Source organism: Rhodococcus sp. A14, assembly GCF_011603105.1.
Lineage (GTDB): Bacteria > Actinomycetota > Actinomycetes > Mycobacteriales > Mycobacteriaceae > Rhodococcus_F > Rhodococcus_F opacus.
In genome coordinates this window covers 15879-42842 of record NZ_JAAOQS010000080.1, presented here as the reverse complement: position 1 = coordinate 42842, position 26964 = coordinate 15879, and the positions used below count along the sequence as shown (strand labels likewise).

The window sequence follows — 26964 nt, the reverse complement described above, 5'->3', positions numbered from 1 at the left end:
GTACAGGGGGGGTTGACCCCGCCACCGACCTGGCGCCCACAGGGGGGGGGAGGGGCGACAGGTGCTCGAGGCACTCGAGGTGCCGGTAGCCAATCTACCGACACGGTAGGGGCATTCGTCAACCGGGTAGGTGAAATCGCCCACATGTCGTGACCTCGTACCCCGACGGCCTAGGATTATGGCCGTTCGGAGGTGTTCCAGTGCGAATCTCGCGGCAGTCGCGATCCAGCAACCATCTTCGCCGGATCGTGGCGGAGATGGCTATTCCCGTGCCCTGGAACAGGGATCAGCTCGTCGCCGGCGTCGCAGCTCGTCGTGGCCGTCCGATTCACCTGGTCCCGGTCTCGCAGGCCTTGGTCCAGGGCGGTCATTCCGGACTCTGGCTCGCACGGGCCGACGACGACGTGATCCTGTACGCAGCAGGGACGTCGGACGTGCACGCCACCCACATCATCTGCCACGAACTGGCGCACATGGAGCTCGGCCACGACCGCACCGCGCTCGGTGATCGGTCGGTGGACGCGACGGTGCTGCCGACGGCTGCACCGTCGGTCGACCCCTCGAGCGGCGTCACGGCTCTCGGACGATCGAACTATTCCAGCGCACAGGAGTACGAGGCCGAGTTGCTGGCCACGCTCCTCATGGCCCGCCGAGGTGGCAACACGTCCGCTGCGACAATGGACCCCCGCGCCTCCCGGATTCTCGGGTCCTTCTGACCGTGTACACGCCACCGGGATTAGTCAGCTGGTCGCTCCTTGCACTGATCTGGGGCACCACGGCGCTGCGGCTGGTTTTCGTCCGGTCCACGGTTGCCGAGCAGCGGATAAACGCGGCGCTCGTCTTCGCATCCCTGTCCGTCGCCCTACGCCGGCAGTGGGTACGCGACATCGTGGACGGGGTGTTCGGCGCCGGGATCTCGAGCCCGCTCGGCAACGCGTGCATCATCTTCACCGCGGCATCGCTGATCAGCCTGTTCTCGGTCTGGGCGTTCGGTCCCGACCGGTTCCGACGGATCCACGCCGTCACCCTCGCCGTCGCCGTCCTGCCCGCCGCGGCGCTGATCGTACTCAGCGGCCCCGCACGCGCGCAGGGTGTCGGAGTGAAAGCGGCGGGCGGATGGCAATACACCGCGTTCTGTATCGCCTATGCGCTCCCGATCCTCCTTGCGGCGCTACTCATCGCGGGAATCTCGATCAGGAGTGTCCGCGCCGCGGCGTCGGGCCGGGACCGGTGGGTCTTCGCTGCGGTCATCGCGCTGTCAGTGTTCGAGGTGGTGAGCATGGTCGTCGTCATGATCGACGGGGTGATGCGAACCTCCGCCGCCGACGACGCCGTCACCGAGAGTCACGCCGAGGCGGGCGTGTTCCTGCGCCTGCTCGTTGTCGCCGCCGGTGCCGTGATCGCGCTCGGTCCCGTATTGCGGGTGCTACTGCGGCGGTACCGGTCCGGACGCACCGCCCGGCGACTGCTGCCGGTGTGGCGGACGCTCACCGCGGCCGTCCCCGAGGTCGTATTCGAATTACGTCCCGAGGACCGCCGGGCTCTGTCAGCGCGTGCACGTCGGGATCGCATGGAGGTCGAGATCCGCGACGCGATTCTCGTCGTCGACCGGTACCTGCCCGGCGACGTCGGCGACCCGGCCGCATCGCCCGTCCGAGCCGCGGCCACCCGACTGCACCTCGCCTGCCTCGCTCGCGCGGCCGGTCACCCACCGGTCACCGGGTTGTACTCGGGCTCGTCACAGCCGGGCGGCGAACCGTGGGAGCTGGCCCGGCTCGCCGATCACTGGCGGGACGCCGAGCACGTGGCGGCCGAACTGTGGGCGCGTCGCCTACCGCAGTTCGGCGGCCCCGCGGACCCGTCGGCGCGCGTCCCCGCTCAGGTCTGACGAGGGTCCGGGGCCGCGACCGGCACCGGTCCGTGACTCCGCCGCAGATTCTCCAGAAGGGGAATCAGCGATTCCATCTCCGCGGTGGTCGGCTCCGCGGATGCGTCGAGCGATCGCATCGACAAGTGCCGGACACCGGCCTCGCGAACCGCGATCTTGAAGCGGACCAGCGTGTCGTAGTCGTGGTAGCCATCGGTGGCGAGGTACTGCTCGGGGGCGTGGAAGTGCTGTGCGACCGCCCGCAGGACGTCGGGCTCGGGCGCGTGGTGATCGTTCCTGCGCAGGGACTCGATCTCGGACGGCTCGACGGCACGGCCGAGTATCCGCGACACACCCGCGGCGACGGTGTCTTCGCCCGGTTCGGGACCGTCGAGGTCGTGGGCCAGCGAGAAGAGGCGGTTGACCCGCACCGACAGCGGCACGCCGTTCATGCGTTCACCTCCGCATCTCCGCTGCGTTCGGGATCCTCGGTGGCCACGAGTTTCACCGCGTCCTCCCATCGACGCCAGAAGCGCTCCCGGGTGGCCGCGTCGAGGCCGTCTCCCCGGCCGTAGAGGAAACGGCGATACCGTGCTTCCTCCAGTTCACGTGGGTCGGTGACCGTGGACGGTTCCTCGAGCAGGTGGCCGAACGCGAATTCGACCAGCGGCTGGCGCGGCCCGGCCGGGCCTCCGTTGACTTCCAGCAACCGCGTCACGTACGCGCCGGTGATCTTCGAGACCACCCGGCTCAGTTCGCCCGCCGCTTCGGCCAGCCCCGGAACCTCGGGGTGCGCCGCGCTCAGCTTGGTGATCTGGGTGTGCGGCCCCAGGATCTCGATGATCGTGTCCAGATCCAGCGGAATCTCCGACGGCCCGAGCGTCAGCGGGCGCGAGGTCGGTGACCGGTCCTCCCCGTCGAGCGCCTCGAGCGGAGTCGGATGACCACCGTCGAGAGTGCGAGCCGCGCTGCCCGGAGCCCAGCGGAGCGCGACGTCCAGTTTGCGGAGGGTCTCGATGCTCGGATCCGGGCCGGTCCCGTTCTCGGCGCGCGTCTGAGCTGCGTCGGACGGGCCACCCGCGGCCGTGACCTCGTCCTGTGTGAGGTTCAGCAAACGCCGTCGTCGATGGACGAACTGTCCGAAACGCGCGCGGGTGCTGGTGACCATTCTTTTCCCCCAGGAGACACGCAAGCGACGCGCGTGTCGCTTGCTGTGTCTCGATCCTACTGCTTGTAGCTGGTGAGGAAATTTCCGAACCGCTCGATGGCGACAGCGAGATCACGCGCCCACGGCAACGTCACGATGCGGAGGTGGTCGTGGTCCGGCCAGTTGAATCCGGTGCCCTGCACCATCAGGATCTTCTCCTGCAGTAGAAGGTCCTGGACCAGCTTCTCGTCGTCGTAGATCTCGTACACGTTGGGGTCGAGGCGGGGGAATGCGTACAGCGCGCCCTTCGGCTTCACGCAGGAGACACCGGGAATCATGTTGAGGCGTTCCCAGGCCACATCACGCTGCTCGAGCAGTCGACCACCCGGCAGGATCAGGTCTTCGATGCTCTGGTGCCCACCGAGCGCCACCTGGATGGCGTGCTGACCGGGCACGTTCGGGCACAGACGCGTCGACGCCAGCAGGTCGAGTCCCTCGAGGAAACCCGCGGCGTGTTCCTTCGGTCCCGTGATGGCGACCCAGCCGGACCGGTAGCCGGCGACGCGGTACGCCTTCGACAGGCCGTTGAACGTCAGGCACAGCAAGTCCGGGGCCAGCGTCGCCAGTGAGATGTGCTTGGCGTCGTCGTAGAGGATCTTGTCGTAGATCTCGTCCGCGAGAAGCAGCAGCTGATGCTTGCGCGCCAGGTCGACGAGCTGCTGCAGCACCTCCATCGAGTACACCGCACCCGTCGGATTGTTCGGGTTGATGACCAGCAGCGCCTTGGTCTTGTCGGTGATCTTCGACTCGATGTCCGCGATGTCGGGGTTCCAGTCGTTGCCCTCGTCGCACAGGTAATGCACCGGGGTGCCGCCGGCGAGGCTCGTCATCGCCGTCCACAGCGGGTAGTCCGGTGCCGGGATCAGCACCTCGTCGCCGTTGTCGAGGAGCGCCTGCATAGTCATCGTGATGAGCTCGGACACACCGTTGCCCAGATAGATGTCGTCGACGTCGAGTTCGGGGAACCCGGCGACCAGCTCGTAGCGGGTGACGATCGCGCGCCGCGCCGACAGGATGCCCTTGGACTCGGAGTACCCCTGCGCGTACGGGAGCGCTGCGATCATGTCGCGCATGATCACGTCGGGCGCGTCGAAACCGAACGGCGCGGGGTTGCCGATGTTGAGCTTGAGGATCCGGTGGCCTTCCGCCTCCAGCCGGGCGGCGTGGGCATGTACCGGTCCACGAATCTCGTAGAGCACGTTCTGAAGCTTGGTGGACTGCTCCAGCTTGCGGTGCGGCATGCGGTGATGGCCGTGGTCTGGGTTGCTCACGAGCGTCATTCTCCCACTCCCGGGCAACCAGATTTCTACTGGTGGGTATCAGACCGCCGTCGCGTCGTGGAAACACCCCGCCCGCGCAGGTGCCCGTCATACCCTCGAGAGGGGGTCGGATCCGTCTCGCATTCACCGCGCCCGGAGGGAATGATGCACATGTCAGCACCGGTATCCCGTCGCCCCGGACCCGTCGACATCGCGCACCACAGCCATCTCGTCGGGGTGTTCGCGCCGCAACGGGAGGAGGTGGACGTCCGGGATCTCGAGGTGACCGGCGAGCTGCCCGCCGATCTTCACGGCGCCTATCTGCGCAACGGGCCCAACCCTCGGTTCGATCCGATCGGGACGTACGTCTATCCGCTCGACGGCGACGGCATGGCCCACCGAATCGAAATCGCCGACGGTGCGGCCCGGTACACCAACCGCTTCGTCCGAACCCCGATGGTGCAGGCGGAGGAGAAGGCCGGGCACGTCATCTGGCCCGGCGTCACCGATCTCTACACGCCGACGGAGGACGAAGTGGGGCCCGACCTCGCGGGCACGTCGCGCGAGCTGCCCGACATCAACATCGTCCGGCACGGCGGACGGCTGCTCGCGATGGCCGAGACCACGCTGCCGTTCCGCCTCGACCCCGCCGACCTGAGCACGCTGGGGCGGGAGAACTGTGACGGCGCCATGGGTGTGGGGAGCACCGCGCACCCCAAGATCGACCCGGTCACCGGACAGATGGTGCTGTTCAATTACATGCTGGATGCCCCGTATTTGACGTGGTCGGTGGTGAACCCCGACGGCTCGGTGGCGCGGACACCGACGACGGTCGAGGGCGCGGACACCCCGCTGATGATCCACGACATGGCGCTCACCGAGCGCTACATCGTTCTGATGCTGTGCCCGCTGGTCTTCGACATCGCCGCCGTGCTGACCGGCGGGTCCGTGCTCGACTGGCGGCCCGAGGACGGCACGCGGATCGCGCTGGTGCCCCGCGACGGCGGTCCGGTCCGGTGGACGACGCACGATGCTTACTGGGTGTGGCATTTCGCGAACGCCTTCGATCTGCCCGACGGGCGGGTGAGCGTCGACTACGTGGAGTGGACGTACCCCGGTGGGTTCGCGAAGGCTCCGGAGCCGTCGCTCGGCTCGCTGGTTCGCGCCGTCGTCGACCCCGGCAGCGGACGGGTGACGCGAGAGGTGGTGTGCGACCGCGACGTCGAGTTCCCGCGAGTCGACGACCGTGAGCTGACCCGAGGGCACCGCACGGTGGCGACCGTCGGCAAACTCGACCGCAGCCAGGGACGGCAGGATTCGCTGTGGTTCTTCGACACTGCCCGCGGCACCGAGGCGCACTAGGATCCGGGGAGTGTGTCGGTGGGTGAGCCGATCTTCATGCCCGGCGCCGAGCACGAGTACTGGGGAATGATCGGGACCGACCGGGGCGACATGTCGTCCTGGTTCTTCGTGCTGCCCGCCGACGACCCAGGGTCGGGGCCGATCGGGAAGGTGCGGCTGCCGATCCGGGTTCCGGCGGGCCTTCACGGCGCGTGGCTGCCTGCGGAGTAGCGGACGGCGGAATATCCTCTGCGGATGACCTCTGCGCCTTACGGTTCCTGGCCCTCTCCGATCGCGGCGGCGGATCTCGCCTCCAGCGGCCACCCCGTCGAGGGCGGCCGGTACGTGGGCGACGACGTGTGGTGGTCGGAACTGCGGCCCAGCGAAGGCGGGCGGGTCGCGGTGCGGCGCCTCGGTCTGGACGACGAACCGGAAGATGTCCTGCCCGCACCGTGGAACGCCCGCACCCGCGTTCACGAGTACGGCGGCGGCGCCTGGACCGTCACCGACGCCGGCCGCCTGGTGTTCGCCGAGTTCAGCGATCAGCGTCTGTACCTGCTCGAAGGCGGGACACCGGTGCCGCTGACACCGGAGCCGCCGCAGCCCTGCTCGCTGCGGTACGGCGACCTGTCGGTGATCGACGGCGAGGTGTGGGCCGTCCGCGAGATGCATGACACGGACGGCGGCGTCTCCCGCGACATCTGCGTGATTCCGCTGGACGGGTCGGCGGCGAACGACCCGCACCGGGTGCGGTCCGTCGTCGCCGGCTCCGACTTCCTGGCCAATCCGCAGCTGTCCCCGGATCGAAGGCACCTCGCCTGGATCGCGTGGGACCACCCGCAGATGCCATGGGACGGCACCGAGCTCAGGGTCGTGGCGGTCGAGGGCGGCCGCGTGACAGGGAAGGTGCGGACACTTCTCGGCGGTCCCGAGGAATCGGTGCTGCAACCGGAATGGGTCGGTCCCACCGACCTGTACACGATCAGCGACCGCAGCGGCTGGTGGAATCTCTACCGCGTCGGCATCGACGATCCCGACCCGGTCGCGTTGTGCCCGATGGACGCCGACTTCGGCGGCGCGCTGTGGATGCTCGGCGGCCGCTGGCACACCCGCCGCGACGACGGCACGCTCCTGACCGTGCGGACATTCGGAACCGACACCCTCGCCGTCCTCGATCCCGCGACCGGTTCGCTCGTGGACATCCCGCTGGACGGGCTCACCAGCGTCGGCCTCGGGGACCGCAACGGCAACCGGATCCTGCTGCTCACCGGCGGCGCCCAGACCCCGTCGGGCCTGCGCGAACTCGACCTCGACACGGGTGCACTCCGCACCGTCCGGTTGTCCGTCACCGAACTTCCCGAGGCGGCATATCTGCCCGAGGCCCGGCAGCTGACGTTCCAGGGCGCCGAACGCGAAGTCCACGTGATCGCCTACCCGCCGCGTCACCCGCGATACCGGGGCGAGGACGGGGAGTTGCCGCCGTATGTGGCGTTCGTGCACGGCGGACCGACGTCGCGGGTCGCGCCTTCGCTGAATCCCGTGTTCGCGTTCTTCACCAGCCGCGGAATCGGCGTCGTCGACGTGAACTACGGCGGGTCCACGGGATACGGTCGCGAGTATCGCAACCGGCTGCGGGGACAGTGGGGGGTCGTCGACGTCGAGGACGTGGTGACGGCGGTGACCGGCCTCGCCGAGGCGGGCATGGCGGACCCCGGCCGGCTGGCGATCGAGGGCGGATCCGCCGGCGGGTGGACCGTGCTCGCGGCGCTGACCACCTCGGACGTGTTCGCGTGCGGTGCGTCCTACTTCGGGGTGGCCGAACTGGACGGGTTCGTGAAGGAGACGCACGACTTCGAGTCCCGATACATCGACGGGCTGATCGGCCCGCTGCCCGAGGCGGCCGACCTCTACGCCGAACGTGCGCCGCTGAACAACGTTGGCGGACTGAACTGCCCGGTTCTGCTCCTGCAGGGGCTCGACGATCCGATCGTGCCGCCGTCGCAGGCGGAACGGTTCCGGGATGCGCTCGTGGAGAAGGGCATCCCGCACGCCTACCTCGAGTACGAGGGGGAGTCGCACGGATTCCGGAAGCTGGCCACCCTGATCAGTTCCCGCAACGCCGAACTGTCCTTCTACGGCCAGGTATTGGGATTCGAGCCACCGGACATTCCGCGACTCGAACTCTGGCGGCCGCCCAACGGCTGACCGTCCACCCGGAATCCGAACGGTGTGATGCACAAAACAAACCATTTGTTGTGCTCTTCTCTGATCGCCGAGAATTAGAGACCGTGCGGTATCAACGGAGCGAGGTATCGCGTCGGCGGCTGGGCCGCGAGTAGCGTCGGAAAGAGGAGTCGATAACCGCAGCTGAGTGAAATGGGTGTTCCCCTTCGCGCGCTTCAGTGTCGATATATGGATTGCCGAGGGCCGAGGGTGTCATCGCTGGACGATTTCGATACGACTTCGGTCCTTTCGGACACGGTGATTGCGAATGTTGCACGGCCCTCCGAGCTGTTCCCACTCTCCGCCGCTCAGCGTGGAATGTGGTTCGCCCAGCACCTGCTGGGCGACGTTCCGATCGTCATTGCTCAGTACGTCGAGGTCGGTATCGCTGATCTCGACATCGGCCTGCTCGCACGGATCGGACCCGCGGCACTCCGGGAACTCGGTACCGGACTGCTCCGAATCGTCGAGTGGGACGGTGAGCCGCTCCAGACGGTGGACGAGTCGCTCGGCTTCGAGATGACACATCTCGACTTCCGTTCCGACTCTGATCCGCGGGCTGCGGCTCTCGCGTGGATGCGCGCCGAATGCAGCAACCCGATTGATCTCCTCCATGATCGGCTGATCCGTTCGGCAATGTTGCGCGTCGCCGACGACTGCTACTTCTGGTACTCGCGAATTCACCACATCGCCCTCGACGGCTTCGGCGCCATGACGTTCATGAACCGTGCCGCGGAGCTGTACACCGCGGCGGTCGAGGGTCGCGCGCCGGCCGAGTTCACCGCGAGTGGATTGCGGGAGGTGGTCGAAGAAGAGGCGCGCTACCGCACCTCGAGCCGGTTCGAGACGGACCGCACGTACTGGGCGGAGCGCAGCCGCAATCTCCCACCGGCGATCAGCCTCGCCGGGCGGGCGGCCGAGATCGGCGCGCAGTCGCTGGTGAGCAGCGCACCGCTGTCCGCTGCCACGACAGCCGCACTGCAGAGTCTGACCGGCCGGGAACCCGGGGCGACGTTCGCGACAGCCGCGGTGGCCGCCGTGTCTGCATTCTTCTCCCGCCTGACCGGCGAGGACGACGTGGTGTTGAGCTTGCCGGTCTCGGCACGCACCACCTCCCGGTTGCGCCGCTCGGGCGGCATGATCTCCAACGTCCTTCCGATCCGACTCTCGGTCGGGGAGGAAACGACCTCCGTCGACTTGATGAGATGTACGCAACTGGCGCTGACCGGAGCGCTACGTCACCAGAGGTACCGGCACGAGGACATACGACGTGATGCGGGCGTCCTGGGTGGGCGTCGCGGCTTTTTCGGTCCGTCGATCAACATCATGATGTTCCACGCCGAGATTCGGCTCGGTCCGTCGATCGGCCGGCTCCACGTGCTGACCACCGGTCCGGTGGAGGACCTCGCAGTGAACATCTATCCCGGTGTCGCAGGCGACGTTGCGCAGGTCGACTTCGAGGCCAACCCGAATCTGTACACCGAACAGGAGCTGCGCGGTCACCATGCCCGGTTCCTCGAATTCTTTTCCGCCTTCGCCGCGTCAGCCGCCACCGACCGCATCGCCGCTCTCGACGTGCTGCACGCCGACGAACGCGCGGATCTCGTGCCATGTCGCGGTCCGCAGACAGAGCCGGAGCGGCTCCTCCCCGACTTGCTGGCCGACGGCGTTGCCGCCGCACCGGACGCAGTCGCGATTCGGGCGTCGGGACGGGAGGTCACCTACCACGAGCTCGACCAGCGATCCAATCAACTGGCGCGACTACTGATCGAATCGGGGGCCGGACCGGAAACCTTCGTCGTGCTGAGTCTTCCCAGGTCGGCGGAGTCACTCGTCGCGTTCTGGGCGGTCGCGAAGACCGGGGCCGCCTTCGTGCCTGTCGATCCGAAACTCCCACCCGAGCGAGTCGCGCACATGCTGTCCGATTCGGGGGCACTGGTGGGGCTCACGCTTCACGAACTGCGTGCAACACTGCCCGACGGAATTCGCTGGCTGGTCCTCGACGACGAAGAGTTGCGCGCACGCTGTGAACGACAGCGGAGCGCCACGATCGGCGACGTCGATCGCCGCGCCCCGCTGTCAATCCGTCACCCCGCGTACATGATCTACACATCGGGATCGACCGGGCTTCCGAAAGGGGTCGTCGTCACCCACAGCGGTCTGTCGAACTTCGCGGCCGGCGCGCGCCCGGAACTCGGCATTCACCACGAATCGCGGGTGTTACGGTTCTCGTCGGCCAGCTTCGATGCCTCGGTGTTCGAGATGATCCAGGCTTTCAGCGCCGGTGCCACGATGGTTGTCGCCCCGCCCGAGATGCATGGTGGAAGCGACCTCGTCGACCTGCTGAGCGAACAGCAGGTAACCCACATCATCACGGCTCCCACGGTGATGAACACAGTCGACCCGCGTGGGCTCGAACATCTCGAGGCGGTGGTGGTCGGCGGTGACGTGTGCACCCCCGACCTCGTGGAGCGGTTCGGGCAGGTGTGCCGCTTCACCAACAGTTACGGGCCGACCGAGACGACCATCATCATCACCGCAGGTGAGCCGCTGACGCCGGGCGAACCGATTACCATCGGCCGCCCGATCCAGGGTACGAGCGTCGTGGTGCTCGACCGCAAGCTCCGCGCCGTGCCCGCCGGGGTGGTGGGTGAGCTCTACCTCGCCGGCCCCGGAATCGCACGCGGCTATCACCATCGGCACGGGCTGACGGCGAACCGATTCGTGGCCAACCCCTTCGGTGAGCCGGGGTCTCGGCTCTACCGCACCGGTGACGAGGTGCGCTGGGTGCGGTCGTCTCAGGGAACCGGGGCGGGGCACTACACGCTCGAGTTCATCGGCCGGTCCGACACCCAGGTCAAGATCCGTGGCTTCCGCATCGAACTCGGCGAGATCGACTCGGCACTGCTCGCCCAGGACGGCGTCAACTTCGCGGCGACGGTGGTTCATCGGACGGCGGGCGGCACGACGGCGCTGGTCTCCTACGTGCGCCTCGACACCGGTCGTGAATTCGATCCGGTCGCGATTGTCGAGGGCGTCGCCGAAATCGTGCCGTCCCACATGATCCCGTCGTCGGTAATGCGGCTCGAACACGTGCCGGTGACGGCGGCCGGCAAACTCGACCGCAGTGCACTGCCGCAACCACACTTCGGATCAACTGAACACGAGTTCCGCGCCGCGTCGACACCGGCGGAGGAGCAGCTCTCGGGTCTCGTCGCCGAGGCACTCGGCCTCGACCGGGTCAGTGTGGACGACAGTCTTTTCGCGCTCGGCGGCGACAGCATCGTCGCGATGCAGATCGCCGCCCGAGCCAGGGAGTTCGGTCTCGGCTTCAGTGCGCGGGCCGTGTTCGAGCACAAGACGATCGCCGGAATCGCCGCGGTGGCGGTGCCGGTGGAGGCAGAATCGGCGGTCGTCCTCGAGGAGCTCGAGGGCGGCGGCGTCGGGCGTATCCCGCCGACGCCGATCATGTACTCGATGCTCGAGCGGGGCCCCTTCGCCGACTTCTTCCAGGCGCTGCTGCTGACCTTGCCGTCTGATGTCGATACGGATCGGTTGAGTGCGACGCTCGCGGCGGTGCTCGATCACCATGATGCCCTGCGTTCGAAGTTCGTCCCTGACGGCGACGGTACCTGGGCGTTCGAAACGATGGCTGCCGGTAGCGTGCCGGCCGGCGATCGGATTTCGAGGATCGTCACGGCGGCGGCACCCGGCAGCCGCGCGTTCACCGACGTGGTGAGCGCCGAGTGTGCGGCGGCTGCGGCCCGCCTGGACCCGGAAAACGGGATCATGCTCCAGCTGGTGTGGTGTGTCTCCGAATCTGCGGGCGCACCAGGCCGACTGCTGGTTATCGCGCATCACCTGGTGGTGGACGGTGTGTCGTGGCGCGTGCTGTTGCCGGACCTCGCGACGGCGTGGCTGCAGCTGGGCGCGGGGCAGACGCCGACGCCGGCCCCGGTGGGCACGTCGTTCCGCCGCTGGGCATATGGACTGCAGGACGCGGCAGATCGAGGAGCGCACAGAGGCGAATTGCCCTATTGGCGAGAGGTTCTCAGCGGCCCTGACCCGCAGATCGGCACACGACCCATCGCGCCCGCAATCGACACGATGCGCACGACCGAGCGGGTACACATCGACGTGAGTCCCGCCGTGACCGATGCGGTGCTCGCTCGACTTCCCGATGTGTTCGGATGCGGCGTCAACGACGGACTCCTGTCGGCGCTGGCGATGGCGGTCGTGCAGTGGCGACACTCGCACGGGATCGACGAGCGTTCGGTGTTACTGACGTTGGAAGGTCATGGGCGCGAGGAGGAGGCGGTGGCCGGCGCGGATCTTGCACGTACCGTCGGTTGGTTCACCAGCGCCTTCCCGGTCCGGCTCGAACTGCCGGCCGTCGAACTCGGCAGGGCCTTCGAGGGTGGACATGCTGCCGGTGTCGTGATCAAGACCGTCAAGGAACAGCTCGTCGCGGTGCCTGCCCGTGGCGTCGGATTCGGATTGCTCCGGCATCTCGACGAGAGCGCGAGGTCGATTCTCGGGGGTCTTCCTGAGCCGCAGATCAGTTTCAACTACCTGGGCCGCATGGGCGTGCAACACCTCGGCGACTTGCAGGATCTCGGCTGGCTGCCGGACCCCGAGGCACCGGACCTGATCACAGCGAGCGGATCCGGCATGGCCGTGGCTGCGGTGATCGACATCAACGCGATGGTGGTCGACAGCCCCGAGGGACCCCGATTGACGGCATCGTTCGCGTATCCGACCGGGGTGATCCGCGACTCCGACGTCGCAGCCCTTGCGGATCTGTGGCGAAGCGCCCTCGACGGTCTTGCCGCGCACACGGTTCAGCCCGTCGCGGGTGGTCTGACACCGTCCGATTGCCAGCTGGTCACGGTGAGCCAGAGTCGGATCGAGCGTTGGGAACACTCGTACCCGGGGCTACGAGAGATCTGGTCGCTGTCCCCGTTGCAGTCCGGTCTGCTGTTCCACTCGACGCTGGCCGCCGATTCGCTGGACATCTACACCGCGCAACTGCGCATCGACCTCGAGGGCGCGGTCGACTCCGCGCGGTTGCGCCGTGCCGCCGCAGGCGTGCTCGCACACCACGCAACTCTGCGTGCCGCATTCGAGTACGACGATCACGGTATCCCGGCGCAGTTGGTTGTCGACAGAGCAGACATGCCGTGGCGTGAGGTGGATCTGACCGGGTGCGGGTCGGCGGCGGGAGTGGAACTCGAGCGTCTCCTCGACGACGACCGCGTCGCCCGATTCGACCTCGCCCGTCCTCCGCTGTTGCGCCTGCTGTTGATCCGCACCGCACCCGAGCGTCACGTGCTGGCACTGACCAACCATCACATCATCCTCGACGGATGGTCGATGCCACTGCTGGTGCGCGAGTTGCTGGTTCGCTATGCCGCGGACGACGCTCCCGCCCTTCCGGAGCCGCGGAAGTACAGCACGTACCTGGAATGGGTGGCGACACTCGACCGGGACGCGTCCTTACGCGCCTGGGAACGTGCGCTGGCGGGGCTCGACGAGCCGACACTGCTGGCGCCGCACGCGTCCTCGGAACAGCACGGCGTGCCGGGTGAGGTCGACATCGCACTGCCCGCGGCCCTGATCGGTGCGCTCGACACGGTGGTGACGCGTCATGGAGTCACCATGAACACCGTCGTCCAGGCGGCGTGGGGAATACTGCTGTCCCGGTTGCTCTCCCGTCGTGATGTGGTGTTCGGTGCCACCGTGTCGGGTCGGCCGCCGCAGCTGTCCAGTGTCGAGAGCATGCTGGGGCTTTTCATCAACACCGTGCCCGTGCGGGTGCGGATGGACCCGGACGAGACGTGCGCGCAGCTACTCACCCGCCTCCAGGGTGAGCAAGTTTCCCTGCTCGATCACCATTACCTCGGACTGGGTGACATCCAGGCACGCATAGGTCTGGGCAACCTGTTCGACACGTTGTCGGTGTTCGAGTCGTACCCCGTCGACAAGTCCGGATTCGACGAGCACACCGACATCGCGGGAATGCGAGTGACCGCTCTCGATGCGCGTGACGCCACGCACTACCCGATCACCCTGCTGTCCATCCTCGAACCTCGACTGCGGCTGAGTCTGCGTTATCAGCACGGAATTTTCGATCGCGATACCGCCACGACACTCGCGGCGCGCGTGATCGGGATTCTCGAGACCATTGCGCGCGACACGGACACACCGGTCGGCGACGTCGACCTTTTCGTTCCGAAGGAACGGGAGCTGGTGGTCGACTCCTGGAATGCAACGGAACACCAGGTACCGCGCCTCACCCTCGCCGAGCTGTTCGACGCGCAGGTGGCCCACACGCCCGACGCCCACGCCGTCGTGTTCGAGGGGACAGTGCTGACGTACGCAGAGTTCGACGCCCGCGCGAATCAGCTTGGGCGGTTCCTGATCAGCGGCGGTGTGGGCCCCGAATCGCTCGTGGGTGTAGCGGTGCGACGCTCGGTGGATATGCTGGTGGGAATCTACGCCGTGATCAAGGCCGGCGGCGCGTACGTCCCGATAGACCCGGACCAGCCGGCCGAGCGGATCGCGTACGTCGTGGCTACCGCCGGTCCAGTCGTCGTTCTCACCACCACCGCGGATCGCGTCGCGCTGCCCGCCGAGGTGCGGGCCCTCGACCTCGACACCCTCGATGTATCGGCGCTGTCCGATGACCCCATCCGGGATCGGGACCGGGTGGGGCCGTTGCATACCCGAAACCCTGCATATGTCATCTTCACCTCCGGCTCCACGGGCAGACCCAAGGGTGTGTCAGTGCCGCACGAGGGCATCGTCAACCGGCTGCTGTGGATGCAGCATCGGTACCCACTGAGCGACGACGACGCGGTTCTCCAGAAGACCCCCGTGACATTCGACGTGTCGGTGTGGGAGTTGTTCTGGCCGTTGCAGACCGGCGCGCGACTGGTGATCGCCGAGCCCGACGGGCACCGGGACCCCGCCTATCTCGAGCGGGTCATCCGCGCAGAATCTGTGACCACGGTGCATTTCGTGCCGTCGATGCTCGCCGTATTCCTGGCCGGAGCGCATGTCGATGGGTGCAATTCGCTGCGCCGGGTGTTCACCAGTGGTGAGGCATTGCCGCCTGTGACGGCGGCGAATCTGCACCGGGTGAGCGGGGCGGAGCTGCACAACCTGTACGGCCCCACCGAGGCAGCGGTGGACGTGACCTACTACGAGACCGGGCCGGACGAGACCACCGTGCCGATCGGAGCACCGGTCTGGAACACCCATACGTATGTGCTCGACGGACGCCTGCGTCCCGTCCCCGTCGGGGTGGCGGGGGAGTTGTATCTCGGCGGTGTCCAGCTCGCGCGCGGATACCAGGCCCGGTCCGATCTGACGGCGGAGAGGTTCGTAGCGAACCCCCTCGCGGCCGCGGGAACCGTGCGAGACGGCAGTCGGCTGTACCGCACCGGTGACCTTGTTCGGTGGCTGCCGACCGGGCAGCTCGAATACCTGGGCCGCACGGACTTCCAGGTCAAGCTTCGCGGCCAGCGCATCGAACTCGGCGAGATCGAGGCGGCGCTGCACGGGCACGCAGATGTTGCACAGGCGGTGGCACTGGCCCGCAACGACGGGTCCACCGGCGACTACCTCGCCGGATACGTGGTGCCTGCGCCCGGGAGGTCCCCGGACGTGCGCGCGCTCCTCGACGCTGCCGCAACGGTGCTTCCCCGGTACATGGTGCCGTCGGCGCTGGTCGTGCTCGCGGAACTGCCGTTGACTGCGAACGGCAAACTCGACCGCACGGCACTGCCGGTTCCCGAGTTCGCGAGTTCGGCGCAGTTCGTCCCGCCCGGCACCCTGACGGAGTGCGTCCTCGCGGAGATTCTCGCGGACGTACTCGGCGCCTCGCGGATCGGTATGTCGGACAATTTCTTCGACCTCGGGGGTAACTCCCTCATCGCGACCCGTGTGGTCGCCCGGATCAACAATGAGCTCGGCACCGGGTTGACCGTGCGGTCGCTGTTCGAGTCGCCCACCGTCGGGGTTCTGGCTACCGTCGTCGACCGGATGCACGCCGGTGCAGGACCGCGCCCCGCGCTCGTGTCCGGCCCGAGGCCCGACAGGCTCCCCCTGTCCCTGGCTCAGACCCGAGTGTGGTTCCTCAATCGGTTCGACCCCACGTCGAGTGCCTACAACGTGGCGGCGGCACTGCGGCTGTCCGGCCCCCTCGACGTCGACGCACTCCGCCGGGCCGCCGCGGACATCCTGGAACGGCACGAATCGCTGCGGACGATGTTTCCTGAATCCCCTGACGGCCCGTCTCAGCTCGTGCTGCCGGTCGATCACGCCGCGACCGGCGATCTGATCGACGTTGCGCCCGACGTCGTCCCGGCCGCTGCTCTGGATACACGGATCCGGGAGGCAATGGCACACGGATTCGACGTGACCACGCAAATCCCGATCGCTCTGACATTGGTGCGGTGCGAGGCTCCTGACGAACACGTGTTGGTGATGGTCGTGCACCACATCAGCATCGACGGCTGGTCGATCCAGGTACTCGCCCGCGATCTGGTGCACGCCTACTCCACGCGCACAGCCGGCGACGCGCCGTCGTGGACCCCGCTGCCGGTGCAGTATGCGGATTACACCCTGTGGCAACGAGGCTTTCTCGGCTCGGAGGACGATCCCACGTCGCTGATTTCGCAAGAGCTCGAGTACTGGGCGGATGCGCTCGCGGGTCTGCCGGACGTGCTGGCTCTGCCGCTCGACCGGCCACGTCCGGCGGTACGGTCGGGGGTGGGTGCGAGTGTCGATTTCGCGGTTCCGGTGGCGACGGTGGTGCGTCTCGCGGCGCTGGCCCGTGAGCAGGGTGCGACCCCGTTCATGGTTGTGCATGCGGCGTTGGCGGTGCTGTTGGCGAAGTTGAGTGGGACATCGGATATCGCGATCGGGTCGCCGGTGGCGGGTCGTGGTGATGCGGCGTTGGACGATCTGGTGGGCATGTTCGTCAATACATTGGTATTGCGGGCCGATTGTGAGCCGAGTCAGTCGTTCACGGGGCTGGTGGGGCGGGTGCGCGATTCGGACCTCGAGGCGTTCGGCAGGGCTGATGTGCCGTTCGAGCGGTTGGTGGACAAGCTGAATCCAGTGCGGTCGCAGTCCTTCTCGCCGCTGTTTCAGGTGCTGTTGGCGTTCCAGAATTTCGCGCCGTCGAGGGTGGAGCTTCCGGGTTTGACGGTGTCACCGGTGGAAGTGGAGTGGGAGGCCGCGCAGTTCGACCTCTCGATGGCTCTGAGTGAGGCGGCCGGGGGCGGGTATGCGGGGAGGCTGTCGTATGCGGCGGACATCTTCGATGCTCCGACGGTGTACGGGATCGCCGAGGGGTTCGTGCGGGTGCTCGACGCGGTCATCGAGAATCCGTCCGTCGCGGTGGGCGACGTCGACTTGCTGGGTCCGGCCGAGCGGCAACGGGTGCTCGCGGCTGCGGCCCCTGAGCCACTGCCTGTGCAGGCACGGACGCTGCCGGAGATTCTGGCGGCCGGCGTCGCGTCGAACCCCGTGGGTGTTGCGTTGACCTGCGGTGGTGTGGAGATGTCGTATTCGGACCTCGACTCCCGATCGAACCGACTGGCCCGAGTGCTGATCTCTCGTGGTGTCGGTCCTGAAACATTTGTCGCGTTGGCCTTCGCTCGGTCCATCGAATCAGTGGTTGCGGTGTGGGCGGTCGCGAAGGCGGGCGGCGGGTTCGTGCCGGTCGATCCGAAACTGCCGGTGGAGCGGATCGAGTACATGTTGGCCGATTCAGGGGCCGTGATCGGTCTTACCAGCGCCGAGACCACGTCGCTGCCGGGAAAGGTTGCCTGGCTGGTACCCACCGCGGGTGAAGTGCAGGATCTGTGCGACGAGGTTTCGGCGGCACAGATCACAGACGGCGAGCGCGGTGCGCCGGTCGCGTTGTCCAATGCGGCCTACATGATCTACACGTCGGGTTCGACCGGGGTCCCGAAGGGTGTCGTTGTAACCCATGCCGGGCTGGCGTCGTTCTGTGCGGACGCCCGCCTCGAACTGGACTTGACCGGCGACTCGCGGGTGCTGAGGTTCTCGTCGTCGAGCTTCGATGCGTCGGTATTCGAGATGATCGCGGGGTTCAGTGCCGGCGCCACCTTGGTTGTCGCTCCACCCGAGATCATCGGTGGCGGCGAGCTCGCGGAGTTGCTGCGCGTCGAGCGGGTCACCCACATCATCACAGCGCCGGCGGCGCTGGGGATCGTCGACCCGGACGGGCTCGACGAACTCCAGGCCGTGGTCGTCGGAGGAGACGTCTGCCCACCGGAGTTGGTCGCGAAGTTCGCACCCGCCTGTCGTTTCTTCAACAGTTACGGTCCCACAGAGACCACCATCATCATCTCCATGACCGAGCCGCTCGTGCCGGAGGAACGAATCACGATCGGCACCCCGATCGAGGGTGCCGGAGCTGTTGTCCTCGATGCAAGGCTGCATCCTTCTCCGGTCGGCGTGATCGGCGAGCTGTATCTGTCGGGCAGTGGGCTCGCCCGCGGCTACCATGCCCGCGGTGCACTCACGGCAGCTCGATTCGTGGCCAATCCCTTCAGGGGTTCCGGCGAACTGATGTACCGCACGGGCGATCTGGTGCGGTGGACGAAAGACGGACGACTGGACTTCGTCGGGCGAATCGACTCACAGGTGCAATTGCGGGGTCTGCGGATCGAACTCGGTGAGATCGAGGCAGCGCTCGGCAGGTGCGAAGGAGTCGCGCAGACCGTCGTGGTCTTGCGCCACGATCCCCACACCGGTGAACAACTGGTGGGATACGTCGTTCCCGATACCGAGGCTGCCCTGGACCCGGAGACCCTGCGCATCAGGGTGGGCGAGACTCTGCCGACCTACATGGTGCCGTCGCAGGTGATGGTCGTCGACGCGTTGCCGTTGAATCCCAGTGGGAAGCTCGACCGACGGGCGTTGCCTGCGCCGTCGTTCGTCGTCCGGGAGTTTCGGGCGCCGACTACGCCGGTCGAGGAGGTCGTGGCGGGTATTTTCGCGGAGGTGCTGGGGCTCGAGCGGGTCGGTCTGGACGACGATTTCTTTGCGTTGGGCGGTAATTCGTTGGTTGCGACGCAGGTGGTGTCCCGGTTGGGTGCGGCGTTGGACACCCGTGTGCCGGTTCGGGTGATCTTCGAGGCGTCGACGGTGGCGGCGCTGGCGGTGCGGGCCGAGCAGCATGCCGGTGAAGGTGGGCGACCGGCGTTGACCCGTCGGGTGCGGCCGGCGCGGATTCCGTTGTCGTTGGCGCAGCAGCGGATGTGGTTCTTCAACCAGTTCGACCCGGAGTCGGCGGCCTTCAACATTATTCTGGCAATTCGGCTTTCCGGTGATCTGGACATCGAATTGCTGCAGACAGCATTGGTCGACGTGATCGACCGGCACGAAGCCCTGCGCACCATGTTCCCGGACTCGGGCCACGGGCCGTCTCAGGTAATCGTCCCCACAACTGCGCTCCCGCTGAGTGTGGCGCCGGAGCGGGTAGCTCCGGAGGAGGCACATGCCCGCGTATTCGACTTCGTGGGGCGCGGGTTCGATGTGGCCCGGGAAGTTCCGTTGCGCGTGAGGCTGTTCCAGCTCGACGACCACGAGTTCGTGCTGGCGATGGTAGTGCATCACATTTCCAGTGACGGCGGCTCAGCAGCGCCGATGTCGCGCGACATCGTGGTGGCGTATGCCGCGCGGCGTGAGGGACGGGAGCCAGGCTGGTCGCCGCTCGAGGTGCAGTATGCGGACTACACCCTGTGGCAGCGGGAGATTCTCGGCGCGCAGGACGATCCGACGTCACTGATCTCGGAACAACTGCGGTACTGGACCGAGGTTCTGGCAGATCTGCCGGAGATGGTGGAGCTGCCGACGGATCATCCGCGTCCGGCAGTACAATCACCGCGCGGCGCAAAGGTCGGCTTCACTCTGAGTTCGAATCTGGCCGAGCGTATCGAGCAGCTTGCGCGAGAATATAACTCGACCTTCTTCATGGTCGTCCACGCGTCGCTGGCGGTGCTGATCGCCCACCTGAGCGGAACTGAGGACATCCCCATCGGCACACAGATCGCCGGCCGCGGCGACCCGGCACTCGACGACCTCATCGGCATGTTCGGCAACACACTGGTGCTGCGCAGCCGAGTCGACCCCGCAATGTCGTTCGCCGACATTCTGGCCGACGTCCGGGAAGTCGACCTCGCCGCATTCGGCAACCCCGACGTTCCGCTGGAACGCCTGGTGGAAGTCCTCAATCCCACGCGCTCCACGGCCCATTCAGCGCTGTTCCAGGTGCTGCTGGTGGTTCACAATTTCGTCCGGTCCAGGGTAACTCTGCCGGGCCTGGAGATCGCCCCGCTGGAAACGGACATCGTCGGTGCGAAACTCGATCTCGAATTCCACTTCACCGACGCCTCGGATTCCGAGGGGCATCGGACCGGAATCGAGGGATCAATCGTCTATGCGCTCGACCTGTTCCAGGAATCGACGGTCGCCCGGTTCGCGACCCGACTCGTCACCATCCTCGAGGCGGTCACACGCGATGTGACCATACCGGTCGGCGAGCTCGAGTTGCGAAGCGTCGACGAGCGTGCGGCGATGGATCGATGGAATGCCACAGCTGTGGTTGTCGAGGGCGGGACCCTGGTGCAGCTGTTCGACGAGCAGGTACGCCGGACGCCGGATGCGGTGGCGGTGGTGTTCGAGGAACAGTCGTTGACCTACGCCGAGTTCGATTCTCGCGCGAATCGGCTTGCCCGATACTTGATCTCACGAGAGGTAGGACCGGAGTCGCTGGTGGGGCTGGGCATGTGTCGCTCCCTCGCGATGATGGTGAGCATTTACGCTGTGCTCAAAGCCGGTGCCGGATACCTGCCGCTGGATCCGGAGCATCCAGCAGACCGTACCGAGTACGTGATTGCGACCGCGAAACCCGTCGTGGTGCTGACCACGTCCAGGGACCGCGGTGACCTGCCGGCGGCGCTGGACGCCGTCGAAGTCGACATGCTGGACCTGTCGGTCTTCGACGCGGAGGCGGTGACCGACGCGTCCAGGCTGGCTCCGCTGCGGCCCGAGAATCTCGCCTACGCGATCTTCACGTCCGGATCCACAGGGCGACCGAAAGGCGTCGCGGTCAGCCACCGCTCGGTGGTCAACCAGATTGCGTGGATGCGTAGCCGCTACGCGCTCGGCGATCGCGACACAGTGTTGCACAAGACGCCCATTACGTTCGACGCATCGGTGTGGGAGTTGTTCTATCCACTCCAGGTCGGCGCCCGATTGGTGATTGCCGAGCCTGGGGGACATCGTGACCCCGAGTACCTGCTGCGGCTGTCGGACCGGTGGCACGTCACGATCTTGGAATTCGTGCCGTCGATGCTCGCGTTGTTCCTCGCGGAGTCGTCGCTCGCGCTGCCGCGGTCGCTGCGGTACGTCTCGGTCGGCGGAGAAGCGCTGCCCTCGGAGTTGGCCGCTCGGTTCGCCGCGCGCACCGAGGCAGTGCTGGACAACACCTACGGTCCGACGGAAGCCACGGTGACCTCGACCGTGCATCGCTGCCTGCAGGGCGTGGCGGGTCCGATACCGATCGGGAGTCCGATCAGGAACACCCGCACGTTCGTGCTGAACCGCCGGTTACACCGCGTGCCCGTAGGCGTGCCGGGGGAGTTGTATCTCGCCGGAATCCAGCTCGCCCGCGGCTATCACGCCCGCGGGGCGCTGACGGCAGAACGTTTCGTCGCCAATCCCTTCGCCGACTGCGGTGAGCGGCTGTACCGCACGGGTGATCTGGTGCGGTGGAATTCGAACGGTGACCTCGAATACCTGGGCCGCACCGATTTCCAGGTGAAGCTACGTGGCCTGCGAATCGAACTCGGGGAGATCGAGACCGCGCTGACGGCAGACGAGTCGGTGGACCAAGCCGTGGTGGTCGTGCGCGACGGTGAATTCGGTCAGCAATTGGTCGGGTATGTGCTGCCGTCCCGCGGGCGGACCGTCGACGTCGAGGCGACACGCGAGGTGGTGAGCACATCGCTGCCGAAGTACATGGTGCCCGACGTGCTGGTCGTGCTCGACGCGTTGCCGTTGAATCCCAGTGGGAAGCTCGACCGACGGGCGTTGCCCGCGCCGTCGTTCGTCGTCCGGGAGTTTCGGGCGCCGACTACGCCGGTCGAGGAGGTCGTGGCGGGTATTTTCGCGGAGGTGCTGGGGCTCGAGCGGGTCGGTCTGGACGACGATTTCTTTGCGTTGGGCGGTAATTCGTTGGTTGCGACGCAGGTGGTGTCCCGGTTGGGTGCGGCGTTGGACACCCGTGTGCCGGTTCGGGTGATCTTCGAGGCGTCGACGGTGGCGGCGCTGGCGGTGCGGGCCGAGCAGCATGCCGGTGAAGGTGGGCGGCCGGCGTTGACCCGTCGGGTGCGGCCGGCGCGGATTCCGTTGTCGTTGGCGCAGCAGCGGATGTGGTTCCTCAACCAGTTCGACCCGGAGTCGGCGGCATACAACATTCCGCTTGTGGTCCGCCTGTCCGGTGAACTGGATGTGGCAGCGATACAGGCTTCGGTGCTCGACGTGTTCGCTCGGCACGAGGCCTTGCGGACGGTGTTCCCGGACTCGGCCCAGGGGCCGGCACAGCGCATCGTGCATGCGTCGAGAGTGTCGATGGACCTGACGCCGATTCCGGTCGCGGACGAGGAAGAGTTGCGGATGCGGGTGGCCGCATTGCTCACGGCGGGCTTCGAGGTCACGGAATCGGTGCCGGTGCGCGGGGCGCTGTACCGGATGTCGAAGTCCGAGCACGTCTTGGCGGTGGTGGTGCACCATATCTGCGCGGACGGTTTCTCGACCGCGCCGATGGGCCGAGACGTGTTGGTGGCATATGCCGCGCGGCACGCAGGGCACGAGCCGTCCTGGACGCCGTTGCCGGTGCAGTATGCGGATTACGCGTTGTGGCAGCGGGAGGTGCTGGGTTCGGAGGACGATCCGGGATCGTTGATGTCGCAGCAGATCGCGTACTGGTTGGATGCGTTGTCGGGGCTGCCCGATGCGCTGGCGTTACCTACCGACCGGCCACGCCCGGCGGTGCGGTCGGGCCTCGGTTCCAGCGTGGATTTCACCGTGCCGGCGGCAACGGTGGCGCGTCTCGTGTCGCTGGCGCGAGAGGCGGGTGCGACGCCGTTCATGGTGGTGCATGCGGCGTTAGCGGTGCTATTGGCGAGGCTGAGTGGGGCGACCGATATCGCGATCGGGTCGCCGATCGCGGGCCGTGGTGATGCGGCGTTGGACGATCTGGTGGGCATGTTCGTCAATACGTTGGTGTTGCGGGCGCAGTACCAGCCGGACGAATCGTTCGCGGAGCTACTGGGGCGGATGCGCGATGCCGATCTCGAGGCGTTCTCTCGGGCGGACGTTCCGTTCGAACGATTGGTGGAAAAGCTGAATCCGATTCGGTCTCAGTCGTTCTCTCCGTTGTTCCAGGTGATGTTGGCGTTTCAGAACTTCAGTCGGCCGGCGGTGGAGCTTCCGGGATTGACGGTCTCGCCGGTGGAGGTCGATCGGCAAGCGGTGCAGTTCGACCTGTCGATGACTGTGGGTGAGTCGGCAGATGGCGGGGGTGGATTCGTGGGAAGGCTGTCCTACGCGACGGATGTGTTCGACGGCGCGACGGTGCGCGAGATCGCGCGCAGGTTCGTGCGAATTCTCGAAGCGGTGGTGGATGATCCGATGATGCCGGTGGGCGACATCTCGATCGTCGAAGAGAACGAGCGGCGTCAGATGCTGCGCGAGTGGAACATCACGGGACACGACGTCCCGGATGGACTGCTGCTCGACGGATTCGATGCGCAGGTGGCCCGAACACCGGACGCGGTGGCAATCGTGTACGACAACGAGTCGCTGTCGTATGCCGAGTTCTCTGCTCGGGTGAACCGATTGGCTCGAAGATTGATCGACGAGGGTGTAGGACCGGAGTCGTTGGTGGCATTGGGGATGCGCCGGTCGCTGGAGTTGGTGACAGGAATTTACGCGGTGCTCCGAGCGGGTGCTGCATTCGTGCCGTTGGACCCTGATCAACCCCCGGCACGCAACGACTACATCCTGGAAACCACGGGACCCGTCTGCGTCCTGTCCACCTCCCGAGACGGATTCGACACGTCCCGGAATCGAGTGCTGAACGTTGACGCCCTCGATTTGTCGGTGTATTCGTCCGAGCCGGTTGGGGAGTCCGAAGTCGTGACGCCCGCACGGCCGGAAAATCTGGCGTACGTGATCTTTACATCTGGATCGACCGGGCGGCCCAAAGGGGTTTCGGTCAGCTTTCGCGCGATTGTCAACCAAATGTCCTGGTTGGCAGCCGAATACGAGCTCGGCGACTCCGATGTCGTGGTGCAGAAGACGCCGGTGACGTTCGACGTGTCGATGTGGGAATTACTGGTTCCGCTGGCCGTCGGTGCCCGGATGATCGTCGCGCGTCCAGACGGTCATCGGGATCCGGACTATCTGCTGTCACTGATGCAAGACTCCGGTGTTACCGTGGCCGCGTTCGTACCGTCGATGCTGGCGGCGCTCCTGGCCGATCCGGAGGCGTGTCTACCGGATTCGTTGCGGTGTGTTTTTGCCGGTGGGGAAGAATTGCCGGTGGAGTTGTCTGCGCGATGTGCGTCGCGGTCGAAGGCTCGTCTCGACAACAAGTACGGTCCCACGGAATATGCGGTCACTGCGACGTCCCACCGATGCGACGGACTCGAGCGGGAATCGGTCCCGATTGGTGAACCTGTTTGGAACACCACCGCACTGGTCTTGGATCGACGTCTCCACCCGGTGCCCATCGGGGTCGAAGGAGAGCTGTATCTGGCAGGAGTGCAGCTGTCTCGCGGCTATCATCGCCGCCAGCGGCTGACGGCGGAGCGATTCGTGGCCGATCCGTTCGGGGCAGCAGGGACGCGTCTCTATCGCACGGGGGACGTGGTCAAGTGGAACCCACGCGGACAGCTGATGTATCTGGGTCGGCTGGACTCTCAGGTGAAGGTGCGCGGGCTGCGTATCGAGCTCGGCGAGATCGAGACCGCGCTGGTGGCGCAGCAGACGATCGTGCAGGCCGTTGTGATCGTGCACGACGGCGAGTTCGGTCAGCAGCTGGTCGGGTACGTGGTCCCCGCAGGGGGTCGGTTGATCGACGTGGAATCGGTCCGTGCCACGGCCGGCAGGTCGCTGCCCCAGTACATGGTGCCGGATGTGCTGATGGTGCTCGACGAATTGCCTCTGACCGCGAGCGGCAAGCTGGATCGGAACGCCTTGCCTGCCCCGGCGTTCACGAAGCGGGAGTTCCGGGGGCCGACGACGCGCGTCGAGCGAATCGTGACCTCGGCGTTCACCGACATTCTCGGTGTCGAACAGGTGGGGCTGGATGACGACTTCTTCGCGTTGGGCGGCAATTCCCTGGTCGCGCCCAGGATCGTCGCCCGATTGAAGCAAGACCTGAGTGCGGCAGTTCCGTTGCAGTGGCTGTTCACGGATCCCGCCGTCGAAGCATTGGCCGCTCGGATCGAGAACGGAGCCACGGGTCCGGTGGAGGAAGGGTTCGGGCCGCTGCTTCGGATCCGAGCGGACGGTGAAGAGGGAGCGCCGCTGTTTTGTATCCATCCCATCGTCGGACTGTCGTGGTGCTATTCGGGTCTACGTCAGTACATCGAACCTGATCTGCCGATCTACGGCATCCAGAGTCCGTCGAATTCTCGAGGACGGCTATCTTCCGGAGTCTCTCGACGAACTTGCGGACCGGTACGTCCGTGAGATCCGCCAGATCCGACCATCCGGTCCGTACCGATTGCTCGGCTGGTCACTCGGCGGTGTCATCGCCCATGCGATGGCGGTCCGGATTCAGGCAGCCGGCGAGGGTGTGGAATTGCTGGCCATGATGGACAGCTTCGCCGGCGCGACGGCGGTCGAGGAAGGGTCGCCCACGGATGTCTCGGTGCGTGAGTTGCTGGGTGGGTTCGGTATCGAAGCGACAGCAGTCGAGCGCATCTCCGACCCGAGCCTCGGTGGTGTCGCGGTCGCGCTGGCCGAAATGTCCGGGCACTCCGTAGAGCACACCGAGAAGGTCGTGGGGCGGCTCGTGTCGGCGGCGGACCGAAACTCGAGGTTGATGTCGGAGTACCGGCCTGCATGCTTCGACGGAGACATTGTGTTCTTCACCGCGGCGGCCGACGATGCCACCGGCGGGAGGGCGGCCCGCGGATGGGAGAACGCGGTCACGGGGGTAGTGCACAACCACGCCGTGCCTGTCACACATTGGCAGATGACGTCACCCGACGCTCTCGCCGTCGTCGGCCCGATCGTGAACCAGGCCCTGAGAGAGCAATCAACATCGTGAGCGAACAGGTCAGGCGAGTCGCCCGACGCTGAGCGTCAGCGCGCGAGCATGGCCTCGCAGGACCGCGCCGCGTGTGCGGCGACATGCCCTCGCCGCCGAGCACCCGCTCGAGCAGGACGACGGCCGTGTCCCGCAACTGCAGACCGCTGGTGCGCAGTCCCGACAACACCCGCAGTTCCCGGAACACGTGGGTGTCTGCGAGCAGCCGATCGGCCGCGCTGCCCAGGCTGCGGCTCGCCGACGACGGTGTGCGGGCCAGCGTGGCCTTCAGCGATCTGAGCGCCGAGTGTGCCTTCAGTTCGGTGCTGCGCTGACCGAACTGCAGATGCAGTGTGCGGCGAAGGTCCTCGAGACCACTGTGCGCCGTCAGCTCGCGGGCCAGTGCCGGCGCGTCGGTCGCGCCCGCGCGAATCAGCCTGACCGCGAACCGGATACCGAAGAGGCCGAAACAGTCGAGAAGGTCGCGTCGTTGCCGGGGCGACAGCAGGAGATCGGCGTCCTCGGTGGTGAACCGGCTGACCGAACGCACCATGGGAGGACGCTGCACCTTCCCTAGGGGCGCGCGAAGCCACGTACACAGGAACATCGCATGAAGCACACAGCGGTCGGCACAGAAAGGCGGTCTAGCGTTTCGATCGGCAGGAAAGGCACCTGCTGTCACCACGGAACGGAGATCACG

General features: G+C 66.6%; 9 protein-coding genes and 1 pseudogene. 6 read left to right on the top strand and 4 right to left on the bottom strand.

The genetic code is table 11. The features are described 5' to 3' along the window. Positions 1 to 257: 257 nt before the first annotated feature. On the top strand, positions 258 to 716 hold the full coding sequence (locus G9373_RS31815; RefSeq protein ID WP_206032826.1) for an ImmA/IrrE family metallo-endopeptidase: 459 nt from the start codon (positions 258 to 260) through the stop codon (positions 714 to 716). Positions 717 to 760: 44 nt separating this feature from the next. Continuing rightward, positions 761 to 1888: an MAB_1171c family putative transporter gene (locus G9373_RS31810; protein ID WP_240960859.1), complete on the top strand. Its 1128-nt coding sequence runs from the start codon at positions 761 to 763 to the stop codon at positions 1886 to 1888. Here the strand turns inward: G9373_RS31810 and G9373_RS31805 are convergent. Genes G9373_RS31805 through G9373_RS31795 form a run of 3 tightly spaced genes read right to left on the bottom strand, consistent with a single transcriptional unit; the run spans position 1879 to position 4354 of the window. After that, complete coding sequence (locus G9373_RS31805) at positions 1879 to 2319, bottom strand: hypothetical protein (protein ID WP_167118779.1); 441 nt, start codon at positions 2317 to 2319, stop codon at positions 1879 to 1881. The two genes, G9373_RS31810 and G9373_RS31805, sit on opposite strands and share 10 nt — an antisense overlap. Then, positions 2316 to 3035 (bottom strand): helix-turn-helix domain-containing protein, encoded by a 720-nt coding sequence (locus G9373_RS31800; RefSeq protein WP_005238256.1) that lies wholly within the window; start codon positions 3033 to 3035, stop codon positions 2316 to 2318. The genes G9373_RS31805 and G9373_RS31800 overlap by 4 nt, the downstream gene beginning before the upstream one ends. A gap of 56 nt (positions 3036 to 3091) precedes the next feature. After that, the gene (locus G9373_RS31795; protein ID WP_005238257.1) at positions 3092 to 4354 is read right to left on the bottom strand and encodes a pyridoxal phosphate-dependent aminotransferase; all 1263 of its coding nucleotides are present in this window, start codon (positions 4352 to 4354) and stop codon (positions 3092 to 3094) included. 150 nt (positions 4355 to 4504) lie between these two features. Here G9373_RS31795 and G9373_RS31790 point away from each other — a divergent pair. The 4 genes and pseudogenes from G9373_RS31790 (at position 4505) to G9373_RS46905 (ending at position 26285) form a co-directional block, all read left to right on the top strand. After that, positions 4505 to 5905 (top strand): annotated as a pseudogene (locus G9373_RS31790) (carotenoid oxygenase family protein). A 24-nt stretch (positions 5906 to 5929) separates the two neighbouring features. Next, on the top strand, positions 5930 to 7879 hold the full coding sequence (locus tag G9373_RS31785) for a prolyl oligopeptidase family serine peptidase (RefSeq protein ID WP_167118776.1): 1950 nt from the start codon (positions 5930 to 5932) through the stop codon (positions 7877 to 7879). Between the two features lie 207 nt (positions 7880 to 8086). Continuing rightward, entirely contained in the window at positions 8087 to 25702 is a 17616-nt protein-coding gene (locus G9373_RS31780) for a non-ribosomal peptide synthase/polyketide synthase (RefSeq protein WP_240960856.1), read from the top strand. After that, positions 25605 to 26285, top strand: coding sequence for a thioesterase domain-containing protein (locus G9373_RS46905; protein ID WP_240960858.1), 681 nt, complete (start codon positions 25605 to 25607; stop codon positions 26283 to 26285). The genes G9373_RS31780 and G9373_RS46905 overlap by 98 nt, the downstream gene beginning before the upstream one ends. Here G9373_RS46905 and G9373_RS31775 read toward each other — a convergent pair. Then, positions 26197 to 26817: a hypothetical protein gene (locus G9373_RS31775; protein WP_240960855.1), complete on the bottom strand. Its 621-nt coding sequence runs from the start codon at positions 26815 to 26817 to the stop codon at positions 26197 to 26199. The two genes, G9373_RS46905 and G9373_RS31775, sit on opposite strands and share 89 nt — an antisense overlap. Positions 26818 to 26964 lie beyond the last annotated feature (147 nt).

Excerpts from the sequence above, each read along its gene's own strand:
- G9373_RS31815 (WP_206032826.1), top strand. The coding sequence starts at position 258 with ATGGCTATTCCCGTGCCCTGGAACAGGGATCAGCTCGTCGCCGGCGTC.
- G9373_RS31805 (WP_167118779.1), bottom strand. The coding sequence starts at position 2,319 with ATGAACGGCGTGCCGCTGTCGGTGCGGGTCAACCGCCTCTTCTCGCTG.
- G9373_RS31800 (WP_005238256.1), bottom strand. The coding sequence starts at position 3,035 with ATGGTCACCAGCACCCGCGCGCGTTTCGGACAGTTCGTCCATCGACGA.
- G9373_RS31795 (WP_005238257.1), bottom strand. The coding sequence starts at position 4,354 with ATGACGCTCGTGAGCAACCCAGACCACGGCCATCACCGCATGCCGCAC.
- G9373_RS31785 (WP_167118776.1), top strand. The coding sequence starts at position 5,930 with ATGACCTCTGCGCCTTACGGTTCCTGGCCCTCTCCGATCGCGGCGGCG.
- G9373_RS31780 (WP_240960856.1), top strand. The coding sequence starts at position 8,087 with ATGGATTGCCGAGGGCCGAGGGTGTCATCGCTGGACGATTTCGATACG.
- G9373_RS31775 (WP_240960855.1), bottom strand. The coding sequence starts at position 26,817 with ATGGTGCGTTCGGTCAGCCGGTTCACCACCGAGGACGCCGATCTCCTG.